General features: G+C 56.7%; 12 protein-coding genes, 1 pseudogene and 1 other annotated feature. Of the genes and pseudogenes, 7 read left to right on the forward strand and 6 right to left on the reverse strand.

Annotated elements, in window-relative coordinates; genetic code table 11:
• Positions 1–295: 295 nt before the first annotated feature.
• From HUW10_RS04275 to HUW10_RS04290, 4 genes are read left to right on the forward strand one after another with little or no spacing between them, the layout of a single operon-like run.
• A complete protein-coding gene (locus HUW10_RS04275; protein WP_174502370.1) occupies positions 296–1,720 on the forward strand; it encodes a hypothetical protein in 1,425 nt (474 codons plus the stop codon).
• The gene (locus HUW10_RS04280; protein ID WP_174502371.1) at positions 1,717–2,778 is read left to right on the forward strand and encodes a glycosyltransferase family 1 protein; all 1,062 of its coding nucleotides are present in this window, start codon (positions 1,717–1,719) and stop codon (positions 2,776–2,778) included. The genes HUW10_RS04275 and HUW10_RS04280 overlap by 4 nt, the downstream gene beginning before the upstream one ends.
• On the forward strand, positions 2,775–3,941 hold the full coding sequence (locus HUW10_RS04285; protein WP_174502372.1) for a glycosyltransferase: 1,167 nt from the start codon (positions 2,775–2,777) through the stop codon (positions 3,939–3,941). The genes HUW10_RS04280 and HUW10_RS04285 overlap by 4 nt, the downstream gene beginning before the upstream one ends.
• A gap of 6 nt (positions 3,942–3,947) precedes the next feature.
• Entirely contained in the window at positions 3,948–4,994 is a 1,047-nt protein-coding gene (locus tag HUW10_RS04290; protein WP_174502373.1) for a glycosyltransferase family 4 protein, read from the forward strand.
• A gap of 242 nt (positions 4,995–5,236) precedes the next feature.
• Here HUW10_RS04290 and HUW10_RS04295 read toward each other — a convergent pair whose 3' ends face one another.
• Positions 5,237–5,431 (reverse strand): hypothetical protein, encoded by a 195-nt coding sequence (locus tag HUW10_RS04295; protein WP_174502374.1) that lies wholly within the window; start codon positions 5,429–5,431, stop codon positions 5,237–5,239.
• Between the two features lie 332 nt (positions 5,432–5,763).
• On the opposite strand from HUW10_RS04295, the gene HUW10_RS04300 reads away from it, so the two are divergent.
• Complete coding sequence (locus HUW10_RS04300) at positions 5,764–8,571, forward strand: amino acid adenylation domain-containing protein (protein WP_174502375.1); 2,808 nt, start codon at positions 5,764–5,766, stop codon at positions 8,569–8,571.
• A gap of 207 nt (positions 8,572–8,778) precedes the next feature.
• Here the strand turns inward: HUW10_RS04300 and HUW10_RS04305 are convergent, their stop codons facing one another.
• Positions 8,779–9,690, reverse strand: a complete 912-nt coding sequence (locus HUW10_RS04305; protein WP_174502376.1) for a glycosyltransferase family 2 protein — start codon at positions 9,688–9,690, stop codon at positions 8,779–8,781.
• Between the two features lie 223 nt (positions 9,691–9,913).
• Positions 9,914–12,274, reverse strand: coding sequence for a bifunctional diguanylate cyclase/phosphodiesterase (locus tag HUW10_RS04310; protein WP_174502377.1), 2,361 nt, complete (start codon positions 12,272–12,274; stop codon positions 9,914–9,916).
• Between the two features lie 117 nt (positions 12,275–12,391).
• Here HUW10_RS04310 and HUW10_RS04315 point away from each other — a divergent pair, with 117 nt between their 5' ends.
• The gene (locus HUW10_RS04315) at positions 12,392–13,186 is read left to right on the forward strand and encodes an N-acyl amino acid synthase FeeM domain-containing protein (RefSeq protein WP_174502378.1); all 795 of its coding nucleotides are present in this window, start codon (positions 12,392–12,394) and stop codon (positions 13,184–13,186) included.
• A 130-nt stretch (positions 13,187–13,316) separates the two neighbouring features.
• On the opposite strand, the gene HUW10_RS04320 is transcribed toward HUW10_RS04315, so the two are convergent.
• Together HUW10_RS04320 and HUW10_RS04325 are read right to left on the reverse strand one after the other, a co-directional pair.
• Positions 13,317–14,174, reverse strand: a complete 858-nt coding sequence (locus HUW10_RS04320) for a glycosyltransferase (RefSeq protein ID WP_174502379.1) — start codon at positions 14,172–14,174, stop codon at positions 13,317–13,319.
• Positions 14,171–14,830, reverse strand: coding sequence for a sugar transferase (locus tag HUW10_RS04325; RefSeq protein ID WP_174502380.1), 660 nt, complete (start codon positions 14,828–14,830; stop codon positions 14,171–14,173). The genes HUW10_RS04320 and HUW10_RS04325 overlap by 4 nt, the downstream gene beginning before the upstream one ends.
• Before the next feature lie 694 nt (positions 14,831–15,524).
• Here HUW10_RS04325 and HUW10_RS04330 point away from each other — a divergent pair.
• Positions 15,525–16,803, forward strand: a pseudogene (locus HUW10_RS04330) (IS3 family transposase).
• Positions 15,856–15,972, forward strand: a sequence feature (AL1L pseudoknot). Its footprint overlaps the pseudogene before it by 117 nt.
• A gap of 538 nt (positions 16,804–17,341) precedes the next feature.
• Here the strand turns inward: HUW10_RS04330 and HUW10_RS04335 are convergent.
• Positions 17,342–19,018, reverse strand: coding sequence for a PAS domain-containing methyl-accepting chemotaxis protein (locus HUW10_RS04335; protein WP_236656198.1), 1,677 nt, complete (start codon positions 19,016–19,018; stop codon positions 17,342–17,344).
• Positions 19,019–19,243 lie beyond the last annotated feature (225 nt).

Raw genomic sequence — 19,243 nt, forward strand, 5'->3', positions numbered from 1 at the left:
ATGCTGGAAGGTGTAATCTGGAAATCTGCGCCGTCACGCCTTGCCCCCAAAATCCTGAAAAACCGTCTGATCCCGCCCGAACGAGAAGGATGGAAAAAAATTTAACCGCTCGTAACATGTTGACGTTTTACCGTCAAAAATTAGATCATTAAAGATAAAATCGGGCAAGTTTGTCTATTAAGATTTAACGATGTAAATATCTTGTAAATTCATACAATTTGCATTATCGCGACGGCGTCCAAGCATGGACAAGTACAGAGGCTTTCGCCTACCAATTCTGGGAGTGGTTCAATCGATGATCACCGCGATCGGCGCCGTGCTGTTGCCGTTCTGCCTGTGGTTTTGGCGTCGCCCAGCGAATCTTCTCGTTCTTGTCATTGTTTTTTCAATATTTTCTGCCAGCGCGATCATTGTCATTGGCGGACTCGGGGTCACACCCGCCTTGCTGCCAACAGCGATGTTTGTATCATTATTTGCAATTAATCTCTTTAATAACATTCATTATCCCGCTGAACGTCAGGCGTTCACGATCATGTTACCTTTTATTCTCGTCACGATCGGCGCCGTCGCCAGTTCGGTCATCATGCCGCGCCTGTTCATGGGACAGGTGATGGTGTGGCCGCAGAAAGTCAGTGCCTTTTTCGTTCGGTCACCGCTTGCACCAAATGCCGGCAATTTCACCCAGGACATGTACCTCATCGCCAATGCGATGCTGGCCGCCACGGCCGCCGTCTATCTGACCCGCCCCGGCAAGGTATTGCCACGGCTGCTTGACGCCTATTTCGCAAGCGGTCTGCTGGTGATCCTGATCGCCCTGTGGCAGTTCGCCAGCACGATCCTGCATATCCCCTTCCCGTCCAGTTTTTTCCTCTCCAACCCCGGGTGGTCGCAGCTCGACGACCAGACCATCGGCATCCTTACCCGTCTCAACGGGCCTTTCAGCGAACCGTCGTCGCTGTCCGCTTATATGTGCGCGTCGCTGAGCGCCGCCGGCTGGTCGGTGATGAACGGTGACCGTCGCTGGCTGCCACGCGCGACCTTTCTGGGCGGCATCGTCGTGGTTCTGCTCAGCACGGCCACGACCGGCTACGTGACGATGGCGGCGATGGCCGCCCTGCTGCTGGCGCGCGTTGCAATTCGGGCAACGCCGCAAATGCGACGGCGTGTCGTCCTGACCGCCGCAGGCATCGGCGTAGCAGGCGGGATTTCAGCTGTGGCGCTCCCGCTGGCAACGCCCGAGGCCGGACAGGAAGCGACGATCATCCTGAATTCAGTGCTGGACAAGACTCAATCGGCATCCTACCGCGCCAGATCTCAAGCGGACTACGACAGCCTGCAGGAGATGATGAAGACCTATGGGCTGGGCGTCGGCTGGGGCAGCAACCGCTCATCGAGCCTATTGCCCGGCCTGCTGGCGGCGATCGGCATCTGGGGCGTGGCCGGCCTCCTCTGGTTCGGCTTCGCGCTCACGCTGCGGGCACGCCAGGCCATGCGCATGACCCGCGCCCCCGACCTGCAGCACGTCATCCGGGGCACATCCGCTTCCCTTCTGTCATCGCTGATCTCCGCCCTGCTGTCCGGCCCGACCATTTCCTCGCCGGATTTCTACCTGCTCCTTGCCATGCTGGTCGCAGCCACCGCCCGCGCCCGGTTCGAGACCAAGACGGTTTGGCTGCCGGCACCGACGGATCGCTCACTCTCCGAGCCCGTACCGGCATGACCCCTGCCCCGCTGATCAATGGCCGGTTCGTTACCCAATCGCTTTCCGGCGTCCAAAGGTTTGCAATCGAAATCACGCGGGCACTGCTGGTGCGCAATGCCGGCGCATCGTTGCTGACGCCTCAGGGCGGAAGCCTTGCCTGGCCGGGCGCCCGCGAGATCGGGAAACGACAGGGGCAGGTTTGGGAACAGCTGGAGTTGCCCCTGCATGCTCGGGGTCGGCTCCTCATCAACCTTGGAAATACCGGACCGCTTCTGGCTGATCGGCAGATCGTCGTGATCCATGACGCCGGGGTATTCAGCACGCCCGAAGCCTATTCGAGACCGTTTCGGCTCTGGTACAAATTCGTCCAGAAAGCACTGATCCGCCGGCGGACGACGATCGTGACAGTCTCCGCGTTTTCGAGACGCGAGATCTCGCGACACCTCTCCCTGCCGGAGTCGCTGATCCGCGTCATGCCCGAGGGCACCGACCATATGCGGCTCATGTCCAGCGACGCGGGAATTCTGGCGGCAAACGGACTCGCCCCTGGCAAGTTCGTCCTCGGTGTCGGCACCTTGTCGGCGCACAAGAACCTTGCCGCGCTTGAAAATCTGGCCGGCCAACTGCACGCACGCGGCACGCCTCTGGTGATTGCCGGCGGCATGGGCGGAGCCGCGTTCAATGCGGCCAATGAGAGCAGGCTGCCGCAGCCCGCGCGCTATATCGGCCGTGTAAGCGACGCCGCATTGAAGGCGCTCTACGAAACTGCCGGGTGCTTCGTCTTTCCGTCCCGCTATGAAGGATTCGGATTGCCGCCCGTCGAGGCCCTGGCCTGTGGCTGCCCGGTTGCCTGCGCGGATATCCCTGCCTTGCGGGAATCCTGCGCCGATGCCGCGCTCTACTTCGATCCGAACGACCCGCAGCAGATCGCCGAAAGCGTCTTGTCGATACTCGATACGCCGTCGCGGCAGAATGGCCTTCGCACCGCCGGCGCAGCACGAGCGGCCGAACTCACCTGGGCCGGAGCCGCGTCAATCCTCGAATCCATCGCCATGGAGGTTCTGGAGCGCCGATGAAGATCGCGATCGTCCACGAGTGGCTGGAACATTACGCGGGCTCCGAGCGCGTCCTTGAAGAATTGCTGAAATGCTATCCGCAGGCCGATATATTCGCGGTCGTCGACTTCCTTGCGGATGATGACCGCCTCTTCCTGGGCGGGCGCCCGGTTACAACGAGCTTCATCCAGAAATTGCCTCTGGCCCGGAAACACTTCCGCAACTACCTGCAATTGATGCCGCTTGCGATCGAGCAGTTTGATCTGACCGGCTATGACCTCGTGATATCGAGCAACCACGCCGTGGCGAAAGGGGTACTGACGGGTCCGAAACAGGTTCACGTCTGTTACATGCATTCGCCCATCCGCTATGCGTGGGACCTTCAGTCTCAATATCTTCGTGAGAGCGGGCTGACCCAGGGCGTCAAGAGCCTTTACGTGCGCTGGCTGTTGCACAGGATCAGGATCTGGGATGCGATGGCGGCTAACGGCGTCGACTGTTTTCTGGCCAACTCCAGCTATATCGCCCGCCGCATACAGAAGACATACCGCCGGGACGCCGAGGTCGTTCCACCGCCGGTCGCCGTGGAGCGATTTGTTCCAGGCGATGGACCGCGGAGCGGCTATCTGGTGGCATCCCGATTCGTGCCCTACAAACGGATCGAACTAATTGCCGAAGCGTTCCGCGAATTGCCCGACTGCCCTCTCACCATCGTCGGCGCGGGAACCAATGAACCGCAGGTGCGCCGGGCCGCAGCGGGTGCGCCCAACATAACCTTGCGGCCTCCGGTTTCACATGCCGAACTGGTGTCACTGATGCAGTCAGCCAAGGCGATGGTCTTCGCCGCGGAGGAGGATTTTGGCATCACGATGGTCGAGGCCCAGGCCTGCGGCACGCCGGTGATTGCCTTCGCCGAGGGCGGGGCGAGAGATATTTTTCCGCAACATTCCGCGGCGCCGACAGGCGTTCTGTTCGGCACCCAGACGAAAGACGCCATCGTCTCCGCAGTACGCCGCTTCGAATCCCACGGCGCGGCGATGTTGCCGGCAGTCTGCCGGGAGAATGCCCTGCGCTTTTCCGCCGCGCTGTTCCGGACCCGAATCCAGGCCGCCGTCGATACAGCGATGGCGCAATTCCGGCATCGGGGCCCCGTCGCGGCACACACCGCTCACGAAAACGGATAACGCCTCATGCGTATCATGCATCTGTTGAATCACTGCGGGAAGGCAAACGGTCACGTCAATGTTTCGGTTGATCTCGCGATCACGCAACATTCGATGGGGCATGACGTCGGCTATACCTGTGCCTCCGGCGATTTCATCCCCCTTCTGGAGTCCGCCGGGGTCAAGGTTTACCATGTAGAGCAGCCACATCGCGGGATTGGCAAGTTTCTCCGGGCCAATTTGCAATTGAACAGGGCAATACGCGACTTCGCGCCAGATATCCTGCATGTGCACATGGCCGCTCAAAGTGTTCTTGTTCAACCTTACCGGCTTCTGGGCCACAAGGTCGTAACAACATTGCATAATGAATTCGACCGCTCCGCATGGTTGATGGGGCGTGCATCGCGGGTTGTGACGGTCGGCCAGACCGGATTTGAAGTCATGCGGAAATCTCATGTTCCTGTTCGCAAGTTGCGGCAGGTACAGAACGGTTCCATCGGCTCGCCGCGGCTGCCTGCGGCGTTCACCCCGGCCGATCTTGCCCACCCCGCTATCCTCACCGTCTGCGGCATGCATCCGCGGAAAGGCGTCGCAGACCTGCTCAACGCTTTCGCCCTGCTACGGAAAACCAACCCGGACGCTCATCTGTATCTCGCCGGCGAAGGTCCGATGCTTCAAGAGTACAAGGCCCAGGCCGAAACGCTCGGAATCGGCGACCATGCTCATTTCCTCGGCTTCTGCAGCGATCCGCGCCAGTATCTCTTCGCGGCCGACATCTTCGTGCTTGCTTCCCATGCTGACCCAGGACCACTCGTGATCGCCGAGGCCCGGCATGCCGGGAATGCCATCGTCGCCAGCAACGTCGATGGCATTCCCGCGATGCTCGATCATGGCGAAGCCGGAATCCTCATCCCGCCGAAGCAACCGGAGCTCCTGGCTTCAACGCTGCGCAACCTGCTCGACGATCCATCCAAACTCGCAGAATATCGCGCGCGGTCGAAACGCGGAGCGGAACGCTTCACGATCGAACGCGTCTGTCGCGATATGGAAAAAATCTACGGCGAATTGATCTGAACAACACGGGCCGCGCATGCCTCGGCACGGGAGGCAATCGCACCAGGCTTTCCGGTGGCTGGCGCCAGTCAAGGAGCGATGGCGCAAGCCCATCGTTATCAACGGTTTCAAAACCCGGAGACACACCGATCCCAGTTTGGCGCTCGGCCAGACTGCCTTGCCAAGGTCAGGGATCTTTGTTCGGCGTCGGACCTGGATCGCCATGGTACCTGGCAAAGCGTCAGCGACCCTTGCTTGGCGCATCATCCGATCAGATGGATATCATCTGATCGGATAAAGTTGCTCTTTTTATCAATATGATAGAGCGCCATACGATCCAGACGGATCGGCTCGCCGGCCTGCTCGCGCCATCCGGCGGTGTGAGCAGATTCATTTCCGAAATGTATTGTATCTGTGTTCATCGGGTCGATGACCCTTCCGGCCGAGCTTCCATTCATCAAACACGGCCTTCATCGCCCCGATAAACTTGTCAGCGATGCAGGAGCTACGCTGTCATAATTATTATCAATTATACAACCTACAAGAGATTATCTATTTTATTGAACACGCGAACTAAATTTCATATTAACTCCCCTTAATTCGACGGCCAGCATACGCATTAGGACTCAAATAGTGGAACGACGGCGGCTTTGAAACACAAACAAATTTCACGACTTAATAGTATGATCCATCTTGAATTCAGAATAGTGTCTGTTTTTATCATGTAATTAATATTAAATATTATAGAATTATTTGCCCCATAATCAGGATCGTTTTGAAAAGAAAACCCATGAATAATCAACTGATCCACGACGCGTTCATCCGAACGGCAGCCGCTTTCCCGGGTAATGTCGCAGTAACTTGCGGTGATGCCGCATGGACCTATGCCGAGCTGGAGCAGAAATCGCGCGAGATGGCGGCAGCTCTTGTCCGGCAAGGCATGGCCCCGGGAGATCGCGTTGCCATTCTCGCCGAGCGGCGGCCCGAGCTGGTCTGGACGGTACTGGGCGCGTTGCGGGCCGGTGTGGCATTTGTGATCATGGACTGGAGTTATCCGGCAAAAAGGCTGGAGACTTTTATCTCAACGTGCCGTCCCCGGCTGATTATTCCGGCCGGGGGGGATGAAGTCCGGGCTCTCGCCAAGGATCTGGCGGAGGAACAGTCCGTGCAGATATTCGCGGCACAAACGGAGTCCGGCCACTCCGATGCCCAGTCCGAAGCCATCGCGCAGCCAGCGATCCGTCCGGATACCGATATTGCCTATATGCTGTTCACGTCGGGCAGCACAGGAACGCCCAAGGGCATCGCGTGCAATCATGCGGCGCTCGTGCATTTCATTGGCTGGCACACCAAGCAGTTCGGTCTTGCCGCCAGCGACACGTTTTCCATGCTTTCCGGGCTCTCCCATGACCCCGTGCTGCGCGATATTTTCACCCCGCTGTCGATTGGCGCAACGCTTGCGGTACCGCGCCAGTGCGAAATCACCGAACCCGGCCGACTGCGATCCTGGCTTGAGAAAAACCTGGTGACCGTGGCGCATCTCACACCGCCGATGGGGCAGCTATTACTGGCAAGCGGGCCGAATGCGGTCACGCTGCCGAAGTTGCGCAGGATGTTCTGGGGTGGGGATCAGTTATCGCCAAAACTGCTCGAATCCGTCTCACGATTCGCTCCCAATGCGGAGCACGTGAATTTCTATGGGTGCAGCGAGACGCCCCAGGCCGTGAGCTTCTACCGGTTTCAACACGACGAAGGCTGGACAAGCGTGCCGATCGGGGGGGGCGTTGAGGGGTTCAAGGTTCTTGTCATCGGGCCGGATCGGCAGCCCCGTTTCGACCGGGAGCCGGGAGAGATCGCGATCCAGTCACGATTCCTCAGCCTCGGTTACGTCCGCGATGGCGCGGTGATCGAGCCGCAGGACCGCGGCATCGACGAGATGACAGGCGAGGCGATTTATTACACCGGTGATCAGGGCCGTTATCTCCAGGACGGCAACGTGCTGATGATGGGCCGTGGAGATGATCAGATAAAGATACGCGGCTTCCGGGTCGAGCTTTCGGAGATCAGCGGCGCCCTGCAAGCCTGTCCTGGAGTTCAGATGGCGGTCGCCTTACCGTTCCGGGACGGGGACCGTGCCAGCATCGAGGCGTTCGTCGCGCATGACGATACCATCCGGCTGGATCAGGAAACGATCGCTTCGCGCCTCGCGCAAACGCTTCCCTCCTATATGATGCCTCGCAAGATCTGGCTGTTCGAAACCAAACTGCCCACGCTCCCGAACGGCAAGATCGATCGGGCAGCCTTGATCGACCACGTGCGAAAGGCCGGCATTGCGGAGACGAACGCACAACGTCCAGCAGGCTCGGCGAAGGCAGAAACACTGCGCCGTCGCTGGCAGGAAATATTCGGCGCCGAGGAGGTCAGTGCTTCATCGACCTTCGCCGAACTTGGCGGAGACAGCCTCTCTTATGTCGAAGCTTTTCTGGCGGCAGAAGAAATCGTGGGCGAACTTCCTGTCGATTGGCAGGAAAAGAGCATTGCGGAACTGTCGGCAAGAGGGAAGACATCCTCGCGCTGGTCGACATCGGTCGATAGTTTCATGGCCATTCGTGCCGTGGCAATCGTGCTCGTCGTCGCGTATCACTTTGGACTGACGCGGCTGGGAGATGGGGAAACCGGGGCGCTTTTTCTGGTTTCGGGCTATCTCTTCGGGCGGATGCAGTTACGGGAAATTTTCGCGGGAGGGGCAGCACGTCGAATCCTGACCTCGATCAAGAACATTCTGCTCCCGACAATCGGCTTCACCCTCATCGCCACGATCGCCAGCTTCTGGCAAGGCCATCCTCCCCCGCCAAGCTTGTTCATGCTCGGCACCGACTTGGTGAATTACCCTGCGTTGATCGCTCGCCACATGCCTGTTTTCCGGCATGTAATCCTGTTCTGGTACGTCGATGCGTTAATCCAGAATCTTCTCATCATCTATATCCTCCTCCAACTGGCTCCTGCGCGCTGGAAGACCGCCCAATCCCTACAGCCTTTCACGCTTGCGCTGCTTGGACTTGGCATGGTGGTCAAATTCGGACTGCCCGTGCTGATACAGCCCGATTTTCTAACCCATGGCGCGCCAGAATTGTCGCTCGCCCAGATCTCCCCAATCGGAAATTTTGCAACCTTTGTTCTCGGCATTCTCGTCGCCAATGCGCGCAGCCAGGGACAGAAGGTCAGCGCCATGATCGCCACTTTCGTCTTTGCCCTGCTGGATGGCCCTACCTATGGCTGGCTGAATGCGATCCCGCTTTTTCTCGCGGTATTGTTGATCTTTTACATCCCGCGGATCCGACTGCCCAAAGCTGGCTCAAGCATAATACTCGCGCTGTCTGGCGCGTCGCTATTCATCTATCTTGGTCACGTGTATGTGGGCTTCTTTGTCGGCAAGCTATTTCATGCTTCGGCGATCGCGAAATGCGTTCTGGCACTCCTTGGCGGGGTTGGAATGCATTGGATGTGGGAGCGACGTTCCCTGAGGTGGATCACCCGCCAGAGCAGACAAACAGCTCAAGAGTTCAATATCGAGCCCGATCCCTTCGGCGGGAATTGAGGTGTTCGTGATGTTCCCAAGCCTGGACCAAAGGGGTTGTTTTTGGTCTTAGAGCCAGCTCTGATCCATCTGGATCCGATATCGTGCTCTGTCTTGTTGTTTGTCTGAGCATCTTTATCCGATCAGATGATCCCATCTGATCGGATCATGTTCCAGAATTTGCCTGGCGATGCGAATGAGCCGAGACATGCACGACCTGGAGCATCATTATTTAATCTGGTTAATTCTTCGCGGATCGGAGCTTCCAGTCAAAATATGCCAAAGGCCGATCCAATTACCTTTGGCACGACCACGGCGATCTATGAATGGCTCTTCCCATATAAGACGCATATGATTGGCAATAATATTCTTTAGAACTAAAATTAAGGCCTTTTTCCACCGCATTGTTCCCTTTTTGAATAGATAGAGCGGATTGACGACTTGTGCATAACCGAGTTTTGCGCCTGGGGTACGTCCTTTGTTCACACCACGATGAACGCCTTGAAACGTATCCGCTGACACAATTCTGCCCTTGACTAGCAATTGACCGGCAAAATCGACATCCTCCTGCCATCCATAAAGTGGCAAGGTCTCGTCGAAACGGATGGCACCAACTGCCTTGGCGCGCAATGCCATGTTGCAGCCGTACAGGGAGTCAATATCGCGTATATTTTCAGGCGGATTTGAAATGCTCTGGTTGTTCACGATGTCGACAGATACATCATACTCAATCCCACCTTTTTTTACGCCGTCAGCCAAAACAAGTCCTGTAGACGCCACGATTTCCGGATATTTTTCAAATATCTTTACAATTTCAGCAATCGAATTTCTGGCCGGAATAAAATCATCATCATAAAATACAATAACATCACAGTTGTTTATAACGGACTCAAGACCTCGGTTGCGCTGTGCCGTTAGTCCACGCGGACCTTTTATGATTTCTACTGCAGAAGGTATACCGTCTGGTATGTCATCATTCTTTTCGACCGATAGTATGACTTTCCAGGGCGGCAGGGTTTGTGAAAAAAGATGGGGTAACAACTGTTCTATTTCGTTCCGCCTTCCAATGGAGGCGATGATTATCGCAACTTTCCATTCATCAAAAATTTTTTCAATTTTATGATTTTGCTCAGTCATCATCAAGCCTCAGCGAAACAATAGGTGTTTAAGACAAAGTTTTTATAAAATAAAAAGCCAATATCATCAATATTTTTAATTAAAAAACGCATATTTAAAAATAACATGTCATGTTGGGATATCCACGATCTCCACCTTGGCACGAGAGATATTGGCGATGAAATACAATTATTTCAATTGCTGCCAGGTTAAGCTGCGGCTTGGCTGTCATTATGAGAGCCGTCTCTCAACCGACCGCTGTGGGGGACACACCGTAATTTTCTAGCAGGTAAACCTCGCTAATCGGGCGGGAAAACCAGTAGCCCTGACCATAGGGGCAACCGAGATCACGCAGCAAACCGGCCTGACTCTCAGTCTCGATACCTTCGGCAATCATGTCGATACCGATACGTTGCCCCATATTTATAACAGTCTCAAGGATCACACGGCCATTTGTGTGCAGGAATACGTCTTCCAGCAGTGCCTGGGCAATCTTGATACGATCGAATTTATATTCATGGATCGGCCGGAAGGATGAATAACCGGTTCCAAAATCATCAAGTATGATTTCACAGCCTAGGGCGCGAATGCGGTCCAGCAGATCGAGGCTGTGACCGCTGACATCGAGCAGGCATGTTTCAGTAATTTCAAACGCAATTCGGCCTGGGCCTAGCCCATTCTGCTCCATCACTTCGGCGATCTTGTCGGGCAGGGTTTCATCGCGCAGTTGCCGTGGCGAAAGGTTGATCGTCACCTGAAGGTCCTGTGTCAGCTGTGCCGCAGCCTGACACGCCATATCGATGACGTATTTGCCAATCATCCCGATGAGGCCGCTATCCTCGGCGATCGAGATGAATTCGCCAGGGCTGATGATGCCTCTTGCAGGATGGCGCCAACGTACGAGCGCCTCCATCGCCACAGGCGCCCCCGTGCGTAAATCCACAATCGGCTGATATTCAAGGAAAAGCTGGTTTCGTATCGCAGTATTTTTCAGATCGGCATGAATGGCGATCCGCCGGGTAATGGCGTCCTGTGTATCTGAGTTGAAGAAATTGAACCGGCCGCGCCCCTCGACCTTGGCCTGGTAGAGGGCGAGATCTGCACAATGGTGGATGCCTTCAGGGGTTCTTGCGTCGTTCGGCAGCATGGCGATCCCGACCGACACGCCAACGGTCATCGTCAAACTCCTGATCCGGAACGGCTGACCCAGATGCTCGACGATACGGGCTGCGATCGATGCAACCTCCGGGCGCTGCACACCGGGTACGATGATGGCGAATTCATCACCGCCGAGACGAAACACCATATCCCGACCGCGAACGCACCCGCAAAGACGTTCCGCCGCCGCGCGCAGAAGATTGTCGCCCACGGCGTGGCCAAAGCTGTCATTCACCGTCTTGAAGTAGTCGAGATCGACACATAAAAGAGCCGTCGGCATCTGTTCGGCTTCGTCGATCGCCTGTGCGAGCGCAACTGCGAACATATCCCGATTGAACAGTGTTGTGAGCGGATCGTGACGGGCCAGATAGGTGACCCGCTCCCTAGAGCGATGCAGGTCGGTTATGTCGCGTCCGACGCCCCGATAACAGCCGAGTTCACCACTCTCCTTGAAGATTGGCTTTGCGGAGAGATCCCACCAGCGTAATTCCCCATCGAAAGGGATCGATACGATCATGTCGCGAAACGGCAGGTGCGATTCCAATTGCGCCATGAGTTTGTCGATCGCTTCGTCCCGATGCCGGAAGATCGAACCATCACCGTCGAGAAGCAAATTACGGAGGTTGACCTGCATTGCCGAGGAACGACGCCTCGCAACCTCGCAAAAACGCTCAGATGGATTCACAATTGTCAGGCTATCGTCCAACTCGAACAGCCAGTCGCTGGCACCTTGCTGAAAATCGCGGAGAAGGATTTCGGTCTCCTCCTTAAGCCGGGCGATGCGTATAGCTCCCACCTCTCGCTCGACCAGTTTCCGACTCAATTCGATAATGAGAATGAACGAGACGACGTCGTATGCAACCATGCCAACCAACGTCGCAATCTGCGTATGCGATGCGGGCAGCAGAAGGGCTATCATTGAACCCGTGACGAGCGGTGTCCAGAACAGCAATGAGAAGGTGATTGGCCCTGCAAACACAGCAGTGGAAATCAGACCAATCAAGATCGCGTAAATCTGGGCCATTTGCGCAGCATTGCTGTGCGGTAGAGTAGAAATGATTATACCGCCCCAACCTGCACCTATCGAAAATTGAAGAAAACCGTAAATTCTAAAGAAAAACTTAAGAAGCTCGATTTTCCGACGACTTCTAATCCAAAATTGACCAAGAAAAACCAACGTTGTGTAAAAAATACTTAATGCAATCACAAGAGCCAGAATCGGCTCATTGGCTGGGCTACCAATAAAACCGGAGGTAAAAGCGATCAGCGCAATCTCGCCCATTACAGCCATTTTCATGCTGAGACGAGCGCGTGTGTCAATTTGCGAAATTTGAACAGTCGTCCGAAAGGATTCCGGCACTATTCTCGTCAAAAGGCGCGCAGAAAACAACGATTCAATAAAATTAAAAAAAATAAACAAATGAACAAAAAGACGGCGCCAGCGTCTCATTTAATTGGTATCCCAGTCAGACGTTGTAAAGTTTTTTACACTAAAAATTGGAAAAATTGTATCATATAATATCTGCAGGTTTTGATGAACCATACCCTTCGATCCAGGAGATCCAAAATGGATGGCTATATTTGCACCAGCAGCGAACTGCAACGACGTGAAACCATACTCGCCATACCGGAAACCCAAGATACGACGGCACGCATAGCAGTAACTCCAGAATTGATGCGAGAGGCTGCTAAGGTACGTTATGATGGTTATCTTTCTTACGGCTATATTGAGGCTCATCGGGACAAACTATTTACTGACGGCTATGACGCTGCAGCTAATAGCCGAACAGTCGTCATATATCGTGATTACAGACCGGCCGCCACAATACGTGTGACTCTCCTTGATCTTGACGGCCGTTGGCCGAGTGCCGACAAAGTTCCTTCCATGGATATTTTTGGTGCAGAGATTTTGGCACTTGGAGAGACGGCGATGCGTGCAGGCCGCTCCGGCCGCATCGTCGAAATCAATCGCTTTGCCAGCGCCCCTAGCTTTGCAAATGATCGAACGCTTATAATTGCAGCCTTCCGAATGGTCGCGTATTTGAGGCTCTACTTTGATGCTGACCTGATGATAAATGCGGTCCGAACCCAACACATGCCGATGTATCGGCGGTTGGGTTTCAAAAAAATCGAAGAGCCTAGACAGTATCCTAATTTGAATTTCTCCACTGGGCTGATGGCGATGTTTCCTGAGCAATACGAAACGGCGCTCCAGAAAATTGGATTTCCGGACGGGGTATCTGTTTCCGACCCAATTTACACCAGATTGATCGCCGGTGAATCGGTGCCGGCCTTTTCTTCTTCTTGGTCTAACCCACGACCGCCTGAAGTTCCTAATGCTACCATAACCATCGGCGGCTAGATCGTCCATTAAAAGGGTGGAATCCCATTCCACCCTAATATGGTTAACATTAGATTAAACCCGATATAGTCGACTTGTTTGAATTATACAACTCATAATAGAATTAATCGCGTCACGCGCGAAATCATTCCTAACTTACATCCGGCGCGGGCACGCGAACCAGGGGATAGAGGGCCGCCCGCAGCCGGTGGCCGAGCATTCGGAACACAATCATGGCCGTCACAAGGAACGCAAATTGCGACAGAGACAGGAAACCGGCACGATAGCAGAACAGACGGAACCTCAGCTCGCTACGCACGTAGCCGAAACCGCCGAGATGCGTATAGGCCGCCTTGTTTTTTCGTACGTCAAGAAGAGCCTTGGGCAAGGCATGAAAATGTGCGCCAGCCAGAACAAGCCGGACATAGAGGTCATAATCCTCCATCCTGCTATACTCGGCCCGGTATCCATCCACCTCGAGGAGCCGTGACCTGCGAACCACCGTCGCCGGGTGCACCAAAACGTTCCGCCACCGCAATACGGCAGCAATATTGTCGTGATCGACCGGCGAAGATTTGAGGAAACGCCGCCCCGAAATCTCGTCAAACTCACTGCACCAGGCGGACAGCACATCTGTCTCGGGATGAGCCTCAAGATAGTGGCGTTGAAGTGCAACGCGATCAGGCCGGCAGATATTGTCGCTGTCCAACCGCATCACCCATTCGCCGGAGCAATGCGGAATGCCCGCGTTAAGCGCACCGACACGGCCGACATTGCGATCGAGACGGATGACACGAACATCCGTAATTCTTCCATCCCCGGCAAAGTCGCGAAGAACACGGTCCTGATTGTCGTCAATAGGCCCGTCCACAACGATCACGAGTTGTTCGGGGGGCGAGGACTGGCCGAACAGGCTTGCGAGCGAATCGCGCAGGGAAACTGAATTGTCGCCAGCGCTGGTCGTCATCAGCACCGAAATGCCGGCGCCGCGGGAAGGAAGTGCCGTCACTGTCCGCTACCCTCGACGACTGCACCGAACGTTTTGAAGAGTATGACGATGTCACGAACAAAAGACCGGCTCCGAACGTAAGCAACATCAAGACTGACCCGCGCCTCATACGTCAGCGCGTTGCGGCCCATGACCTGCCAGGGGCCGGTCAGCCCGGGCCTGACCGAAAGACAGGTATCGGCGGCATCGCGATAATGGGCGTTGATTTCAGCCTGAGTCACCGGGCGCGGTCCAACAAGACTCATCTCGCCGCGGAGCACGTTCCAAAGCTGCGGCAATTCATCGAGGCTCAGCGCGCGAAGCACGCGGCCAATGCCGGTAATCCGCGGATCGTGCATGAGTTTGTGGGCGCCCTGCCATTCGTGTTTCGCCTCGGGATGCAGTTCGAGATACTCCGCGAGACAATGGTCGGCGCCCATCATCATCGTCCTGAACTTGAAGCAGGGAAACGGGACACCGTTCCGACCAACACGCCAATGAGCGAAAAACACTGGTCCGCCATCCAGCGCGACCAGAGAGGCGATGAGTGCGAAAATCGGTGAAGCAAACACAAGCAGAAGAGTGGCGGCCATGATGTCAGACACGCGTTTGGCACGGTCACCCAGCGAAACGTGAGCACGATAGCGCAGGGCGGGCAGAGCTTGATAGCCGAGCATGTGCGTAATCTCCCTCAACCTTCAGCAAAATATCGAGATTGCCGCCGGAGCGTTCCGGCAAATGAAATGGCTGCGGGACAGGACACTCGTTGGGCCAAGCACGGCCCAACGTCAGAATCATAAGAAAAGACCGCCGGATAGGACGAGGACCAGGATATCGGCCGCGTATGGAGCATCCCCCCATCCGCGAGGCACGATTTTGAACGCCAAATACCCTGCATCACCTGTCTATCACCCCAGTTTGTCCCAATTCCCCGGCCTGAAGTCCGCCGATTTTTGCCGACCCCCAACCCCAACCGTTTAATTTTTTGCAATTATTATGCCTAAATAACATTCATATACATTTTAAAGAGAGATTTTTTTATAATTCAGTTGCTTATGTGATTTTGATAACCGAATAAGGCGTCTATAAAACTTTATATTTTATTAAAATATATGTTTCTGTTACGTATCGGGTAACGTTTAATCAAAATTTTCATAAATTTCAAGACATCTTGGACGCAAATATGGATTGTTTTTAATTTTAGACATTTTGGTGGCGATGGAGGGTTTGATCCGCCGCCATCGGTCATCGGGCGACGGCAGCAACAAGCACCACTATGAAACCGATGGATTGGACCAGCTCGGGAGCTTCTGGAGGATCTGAACCGCCCCGGGTTTGCCGGAGGCTCCAACTCCCAAATAGGATGGAGCCATGACGAGTCTGACGACGAACAAGTTTTCTCCTGAAGTCCGCGAGCGGGCGGTGCGGATGGTGCTGGAGCACGAGGGCGAACTCCCTCGCGGTGGGCGAAGCAGCCAAGGTTCCGCCTGCCTTGGCAGGTGGAATGCTGCGGAGGGGCGATGGTGTCGATAGCCGCGAAGTTTGGCTGCTCACCGCATACGCTGCGTGAATGGGTGCAGAAGGTGGATCGCGACAGCGGCCGCTCGCCTGGTGTTCCGTCGGAAGTGTCGGCGAAGCTGAAGGCACTGGAACGCGAGAACCGCGAGCTTCGCCAGGCGAATGAGATCCTGCGCAAGGCGTCGGCATATTTTGCCCAGGCGGAGCTCGACCGCCGGTTCAAACCATGATCTCGTTCATCGATGATCACCGCGGGGCTTATGGGGTCGAGCCGATCTGCAGGGTCCTGCCGATCGCCCCATCGACCTACTACGAGCATATAGCGAAGCGGGCCAACCCCGAGAGGCGGTCAGAACGCGCCCGGCGGGATGAGGCGCTCGAGGCGGATATCCGGCGCGTGTTCGCGGAGAATTTCGAGGTCTACGGTGCGCGCAAGGTCTGGCGGCAGTTGCAGCGGGAAGGATGCGCTGTTGCCCGCTGCACGGTGGAGCGGTTGATGCGGATCATCGGCCTGCAGGGCGTGATCCGCGGCAAGCCGGTCAGGACGACGATCAGCGACAGGGCGACACCCTGCCCACAGGACCGCGTCAACCGCCAGTTCCAGGCGCCGGCGCCGAATATGCTCTGGGTCTCCGACTTCACTTATGTCGCGACCTGGCAGGGCTTTGTGTATGTGGCGTTTGTCATCGATACATTCGCCCGGCGTATCGTTGGCTGGCGGGTAAGCCGCACGGCGCATGCCGGCTTCGTCCTCGATGCCCTGGAACAGGCTCTTCACGACAGACGCCCGGTGCGTAGCGGCGGGCTCGTCCATCATAGCGACCGGGGCAGCCAGTATGTCTCGATCAAATACACCGAGCGCCTGATGGAGGCCGGCATCGAACCGTCCGTCGGCAGTGTCGGCGATAGCTACGACAACGCTCTCGCCGAGAGCATCAACGGCCTTTACAAGACCGAGGTCATCCGTCGTCGCGGGCCGTGGAAATCGTTGGAGGCCGTCGAGTTCGCAACGCTCGAATGGGTCGACTGGTTTAACCACAGGCGCCTTCTCGAGCCGATCGGCAACATCCCGCCCGCCGAAGCCGAACAACGATATTTCGCCACACTCGACCAGATGAAGATCGCCGCTTAGCTTAACTCAAATGGCCTCCGGCAAACCCGGGGCGGTTCAAATTGCCTATCCCTGCAAATACACGGCAGTTGAGGCTCCGCCGAGCCTGAGAGCAAGCCCTGAAGAACGAGACCAGCGCGATCTGTGGATGTGATTTGAAGCGACGAAAAGGTTCGTCGAATATTGATACCGGGAAAGGATTTCCAAACTCATACAGCGTACGAGCCTCGGACCGATTGCGAATGGCGTCCCAAATGCGATAAATCTGGGCACTGGAAGCTATTGATATCGTTAGATGTCTAGCGGCGCGGAGCGCCCTGCGTTCAGCCGTTGAACCACTATCCATCGAAGTCTTCCAAATCAGCGACGGCAGCTGGATCTTGAAAGTAGGCGCCAAACGGCATGTCGACCTCTCCGCCATGTGACGTCCCATGCACGGGCGTCGAGATAAACTTGTGAGGACCATGAAGGTCGGGGGGGTGGGCAACCGTTTTTGCGCCGCGCCACGCTGCTGCCCTATCCTGCCCGGCCGGGGCCGGGCGGGATCGGGCCTGTCGGTTCAGGCGGGTTCGGCGACGCGGCGCGCGCGGCGCGGCGGGGTGCGGGCCGGGGCGATGGGGGCGGATGCTGTCGGTGCGGCGTGGGCGGTGCGGAAGCCGGAGACGCGGCTGATTTCCTCGCGCAGGGAGTGGGTGGCGGCGGAGGTCTGCTCGACCATGGCGGCGTTCTGCTGGACGGCCTGGTTCATCTGGCCGGTGGCGGCGTTGATTTCGGCGAGGCTGCCGGCCTGTTCGGCGGCGGCGGTGGCGATTTCGCCGACGAGGCCGCGCAGGTCGGTGACGTGGCCGAGGATGGTGTCGAGCGCGGTGCCGGTTTCGCCGACGAGGCGGACGCCGTTGCCGACCTGTTCGGAGGAGCGGGCGATGAGCTGCTTGATGGACTTGGCGGCATCGGCGGAGCGGTGCGCGAGGGCGCGGACCTCGGAGGCGACGACGGCGAAGCCGCGGCCGGCATCGCCGGCGCGGGCGGCCTCGACCCCGGCGTTGAGGGCGAGGAGGTTGGTCTGGAAGGCCATTTCGTCGATCAGGCCGATGATCTGGTCGATTTCGCGGGCGGAGGTTTCGATGCGGTTCATGGCGACCACGGCCTCGCCGACGATGCTGTGGGACTTGCGGGCGGCCTCGTTGGTGGCGTCGACGGCGCTGGCGGCCTTGGAGGCGTTGTCGGCGGTGGCGCGGATACCGGTGGTGACGCTGTCGAGCACGGAGGAGGTTTCCTCCAGGGTGGAGGCCTGCTGTTCGGTGCGGCGGGCGAGATCTTCGGCGGCGTCGGCGATTTCGGCGACGCCGAGATTGATTTCGTCGGTGCTCTGGCGGACGCCGTTGACGCTTTCGGCGAGGCGGCTTGCGGCGGTGTTGAAGTCGACGCGGAGCTTGTCGAGCGAGGGCATCAGCTGGCGGTCGACGGAGGCGGTGAGATCGCCTTCGGAGACGCGTTCGAGGGCATCGCCGACGAGGCCGACCTCGGCCATGCGCTCGGTGAGGTCGACCGCGAACTTGACGACTTTCGTGACCTTGCCCTGGGCGTCGTAGACTGGGTTGTAGGTGGCTTGGAGCCAGACGTGGCGGCCGCCCTTGCCCACGCGCTCGAAATCACCAGCGATGAATTCGCCCTGGCGCAGGCGTTCCCAGAAGGCCTGGTATTCGCGACTGCCGGCGTATGCTGGTGTAGCGAACATGCTGTGCTTGCGGCCCACGATCTCGTCGCGCTCGTAACCCATCACGCGAAGGAAATTGTCGTTCGCTTCGAGGATCGTGCCGTCGAGCGCGAACTTGATGACGGCCTGGGAACGCTCGATGGCGTTGAGGAGGCTCTGGTTTTCGGCGGCGGCCCGTTTCTCGGCGGTGATGTCGAGGGCGACCTTCACCACCTTGACGACCTTGCCGGCGCGGTTGCGGACGGGGACGTAGGAGGCGCGGAGCCAGACATCGCCGCCGGACTTGGCGATGCGGCGGAACTCGCCGGAGCAGAAGGCGCCGCCGCGCAGGCGCTGCCAGAACTCGCCGTAGGCGGCGCTGTCGCGCTCGGTTACGGTTACAAAAATACGATGATGGCGCCCGATGATGTCGGCGGCGCCGTAGCCCATCAAACGGAGAAAACTGTCGTTGGCGTCGATGATCGTGCCGTCAGGTTTGAAACCGATGATGCCGAAGGAGTTCCCAATGGCATCAACCATCCTGCTTTTGTCAGAGATTTGACGTAGCTTCCCAATAACCACGAAACAATTCCCATTTTTATTGACTGGTCTATTTTATTAAATAAAACTTCTATCTGGGTCTCCTTAACAATGTATTACCGGAACCTGATATTTTCATGCTGCGCGCTGACTATCATGTCAGTCGGCCAAAGATGCCGCGACTATCAAATAGACAAAGCGCTGCATGCGATGGGATCGGAGGCG

Origin of the sequence: Acidiphilium sp. C61 (genome assembly GCF_905116885.1) — a bacterium.
Taxonomy (GTDB): domain Bacteria; phylum Pseudomonadota; class Alphaproteobacteria; order Acetobacterales; family Acetobacteraceae; genus Acidiphilium.

Excerpts from the sequence above, each read along its gene's own strand:
- HUW10_RS04275 (WP_174502370.1), top strand. The coding sequence starts at position 296 with ATGATCACCGCGATCGGCGCCGTGCTGTTGCCGTTCTGCCTGTGGTTT.
- HUW10_RS04280 (WP_174502371.1), top strand. The coding sequence starts at position 1,717 with ATGACCCCTGCCCCGCTGATCAATGGCCGGTTCGTTACCCAATCGCTT.
- HUW10_RS04285 (WP_174502372.1), top strand. The coding sequence starts at position 2,775 with ATGAAGATCGCGATCGTCCACGAGTGGCTGGAACATTACGCGGGCTCC.
- HUW10_RS04290 (WP_174502373.1), top strand. The coding sequence starts at position 3,948 with ATGCGTATCATGCATCTGTTGAATCACTGCGGGAAGGCAAACGGTCAC.
- HUW10_RS04295 (WP_174502374.1), bottom strand. The coding sequence starts at position 5,431 with ATGAATGGAAGCTCGGCCGGAAGGGTCATCGACCCGATGAACACAGAT.
- HUW10_RS04300 (WP_174502375.1), top strand. The coding sequence starts at position 5,764 with ATGAATAATCAACTGATCCACGACGCGTTCATCCGAACGGCAGCCGCT.
- HUW10_RS04305 (WP_174502376.1), bottom strand. The coding sequence starts at position 9,690 with ATGATGACTGAGCAAAATCATAAAATTGAAAAAATTTTTGATGAATGG.
- HUW10_RS04310 (WP_174502377.1), bottom strand. The coding sequence starts at position 12,274 with ATGAGACGCTGGCGCCGTCTTTTTGTTCATTTGTTTATTTTTTTTAAT.
- HUW10_RS04315 (WP_174502378.1), top strand. The coding sequence starts at position 12,392 with ATGGATGGCTATATTTGCACCAGCAGCGAACTGCAACGACGTGAAACC.
- HUW10_RS04325 (WP_174502380.1), bottom strand. The coding sequence starts at position 14,830 with ATGCTCGGCTATCAAGCTCTGCCCGCCCTGCGCTATCGTGCTCACGTT.
- HUW10_RS04335 (WP_236656198.1), bottom strand. The coding sequence starts at position 19,018 with ATGGTTGATGCCATTGGGAACTCCTTCGGCATCATCGGTTTCAAACCT.